The organism is Myxococcus eversor (genome assembly GCF_010894455.1).
In the GTDB taxonomy this organism is placed as follows: Bacteria; Myxococcota; Myxococcia; order Myxococcales; family Myxococcaceae; genus Myxococcus; species Myxococcus eversor.
This window is the reverse complement of sequence record NZ_JAAIXY010000054.1, coordinates 1-3,365: the sequence shown is the minus strand read 5'-3', so window position 1 is coordinate 3,365 and position 3,365 is coordinate 1. Positions and strand designations below refer to the sequence as shown.

Here is a 3,365-nt window from a genome sequence, read left to right as displayed (position 1 = left end):
CTCAGCGCTCCCTGGCTGGTGCCTTCTCAAAGATTGACTGCGGTTTCCGCAATCCTTCTCTTCTTCTTGGGCTTGCTATTTGGTTTTCAAAGACCGAGCCGCTTGTTTCAACCGCGACTTCCTGCTATCTTGCTGCCGCCTTCTACTTCTTTCCGGCGTCAGCGGGGCGCCTCTTCTATTTCATCTTCGCGTCCGCTGTCAACCACCCAATTTCTGCTTTCTTCTCTGCTGCTTCCCGAAATCTTCAGCGCCGCCCAGTGGCTTCCGCTGTTTCTTTCGGGAGGGCGCGGCTTCTATCTCTCCGCCGCATCCCGTGTCAACCGTTGCTTCGTTGACTCCCTCGCCGCTTCCGCCCTGCTGCTGCCCGGGCTTCTTCGTCGGGGGCGCGGCTTCTATCACCGCCGCATCTTCTGTCAACCCGCTTCGTTGACCGCTGTATTCCGTGCTGTCGGTACATCCTCGCCACGGAGTGCTCCGCGCCAGTGCGCGGGCTTCGGTGCGAGGGGGGCGGCTTGTACCATCGGGATTCGGTGAACACCAGCGTTCTGATCGCAGGGCGTCGGATTTCTTCGGGTGGGGAGAGCGACCTCGTGGATCTAGCCGCGGAGTCCGCTCGGGCCTCTCGCCCGCAGGGGAGAGCACTCGGCTACCGGTTGCTTGCCAGGAGGGTCGGCGGGCGCCCCGGCCACGGGCCGGCGAAGACAGCTCCTGCTGTTCTCACCGGCTCACTCCCTGGACGAAGCGACGTTTCGTCAGGAGGCGCTGGGCGCTTTCTTCAGGTGCCAGGACGAAGCGTTCGCTGTTGCCGCCGCTACAGGCCCTTCGAGGGGAGAGCGGGCCACGTCGGAGTGCACCGCTGGGTTGGCTCGACTTCACTCTCGAGAGTGGACGCCATCCGCCTTGGCAGTGGCGCACCGCAGGCCAGCCTTGGGGGCCTCGTACCAGGGCGAGGTCCATCCGGGCTCGTCCCTCTCCAGCCTCGACGGACCTACGCAGGACCGCGTCGCCACCATGGCATGCCCCCCCGCGCGTTCGACTGCGGTGGACCTGATGCGCGCGGAAGGAGCGTTTCCCACGGGGCACTTCCCCTTGAGAACGCGCACGGAGCCTCCCCTGACGATGCCCCCAGTCCATGCCGAATGTGCTCGTCGATTCACGGAACGAGCTGCGCGTTCCTCGCCGAGCTCGCGCCAGGGAAACGGGCCCTCATGCGGCAGCGGTTCATGGACGGCCGCTCTCGGGAGAATGTCGCCGAGTTTCCTTTCCAAGAGGTCCGCACCTACGCTCCGCCATGGAGCAACGCCTGCGAATCAGTTGGCTTCGCTTCAATGCCGACCTGAGGAAGAGCGCTCGTAGCCCCCGATCCCGGCATGCCGCCAGCGGACTCTCCTGGATTATTCACGGGCGCCCCGACGCCGAGTGCTCGCATACGTGTGCGGAAACAGCTCCGCCACTGTCCTCCCTGTGCTGCCGGATAGGCGCGAGCTCGTCTGGAGCGAACAGGTGTCAGCACATGGCCGTTCACAGGCGCCCGCCCTGGCGGAGTTCTCACGTCTCGGAGGCAGTTCCCTGTCCCCTGCTATTGTCCCCTGGCCATGAGGACGAACGGAGCGCGCAAGGGGCCCCTTCCCTTCGCCACGGCAATCCCACCGTCGCGCTCGTAGGCCGCTCCTCCTGGACCTCGTATGAGAGGAGAGACATCCTGGTCGTGCACCTTCGAGTTTTGTCTCCCTTCCTCGGAGGAGCTTCTTCGAGACGCAGTGAGCCCTTCCCCGCGCAGATGCCAACCAGGCCCTACTGTGTGGGTTCCACCGCGCCGCCCGCACAACGCATGCGCGCGACGGCCTCCACGCCAGAAGAGTACCCAAGTTCGCGTGAAGGCCCTCCAGGCCACGAAGGGCGACTTCCGGTCGCGCGCGCAACGGGCCACCGGTCGACCGGGTCGCGCGTGGAGTTTTTCGCCCGACAAGAGGAGGCGGCTCCACCGGAGGCCAGGAGTCGCGTCCAGCTACGGTGATACTGCGACTCTGATGCCTCCTGGCCCGGCCAAGATCATGTGCATGACGCAGCATGAATGGTGACGACTCAGTGCACTGTTCGTCCTGGTGTTGTGCTCGGCCCCTGGCGATGAGCCTGTCCGCCGGGCTTACGTGGTGACCTTGGATGTTCAGCGAATACAGACGACCGCTGCTTCAGTCCGCGGATGACGACCTGCCCTAGACAGGAGTCCCAACCAGAGACCGTGAATCTCAATCAACTGATGGTGCGGACGGCCTTGTCGGTGGATTTGAGGTCGAACGCTTCGGGGTCATACGGGCCGCCGAGCCACTGGCGCATTTCCTCATGCTCTCCGTGCTCGGGGTCCTCAAGTGCCTTGAGGAGTCGCTCGTAGCCGGGGACGCCACCGCAGTCATCGGGCGGCGCCGCTCTGGCTCCCGCGACGCATGCGGGGTATCGCTTGCCAGGTTCGGCAGGTTGCACCTTCTTTACGCGGAGGCGGTGCACCCAGTCGTCACCGAAGTCATAGATATAACCGAAGAGGCTACGAGCGCGCGGGGCGATGTCCGCGACGGAGTACTCGCGCTCATCCCGCAGAGAGGCATCGCCGCCGAAGCCCCTGTCATCAGCCTCGCCCGCCATATCTCCGTATCGCCGCCGTGAAGTGTCCTCGAACACGTGCATGTGGCTGTGGTTCCACCCGAAGGCCTCTTGCAGCACGTCGTGCAGCTTCGACAGGGGCATGTCACTGCGCACAAGAAGCTCGCGCCAGATGACCGGCTGGATGCCCACCAACTCGACGTACAGCACGTGAATGGAAAGCTCAGAGGTCGTCTTCTTGCGGGAAGCCATGGACGAGGGCGTATGTAAGCACTCCAGACATGGGGAGAAGGTGTCCTGACAGTCCCCTGCGGCTGAGTGTACGAAAAAGAAGAAACAGTTCCGGCTGGGCCGCAATGCTCCCGACCTCCGCATGGACTGCACTGCTTTGCGATCGCGAAGGTGGGACGGCGGCCTGTGTGACGGACCGGGGTAATGGATCGCAGGCGGGTCACCCAAGCAGTTCGTAGCGGGGTCGGCCAAGCGGATCGCCCCGGGGTCGGCCAAGCGGACCGCAAGTCGGAGCAGTCGGGACGGCGGTCCGCACACCCAGAAAACAGTTGGAAGAAACGCGGCTGGCAGGGGGGTGAGCGCCTACCCGGCCAGTTCATCCCGTGCATCGTGCATCCTCGCGAGACCTCGAGCACCGCCCCCGCGGTGCGCCCAGGGACGCGCGCGGATGAGCTACCGGAGAGTCGACATGGACAGGTTGAGAGAGTTGGTGCGGTTGCACCGCATGGGGACGGGTGCGCGCGAAGTGGCCCGGC

At 64.6% G+C, this 3,365-nt stretch carries 2 protein-coding genes; one reads left to right on the top strand and one right to left on the bottom strand.

The genetic code is table 11. The annotated features are described in order from the left end of the window. On the top strand, positions 1-335 hold a 335-nt coding region (locus tag G4D83_RS45760; RefSeq protein WP_205522872.1), incomplete at its 5' end, for a hypothetical protein. 1,918 nt (positions 336-2,253) lie between these two features. On the opposite strand, the gene G4D83_RS45045 is transcribed toward G4D83_RS45760, so the two are convergent. Next, on the bottom strand, positions 2,254-2,850 hold the full coding sequence (locus G4D83_RS45045; protein WP_163871141.1) for a plasmid pRiA4b ORF-3 family protein: 597 nt from the start codon (positions 2,848-2,850) through the stop codon (positions 2,254-2,256). Positions 2,851-3,365 lie beyond the last annotated feature (515 nt).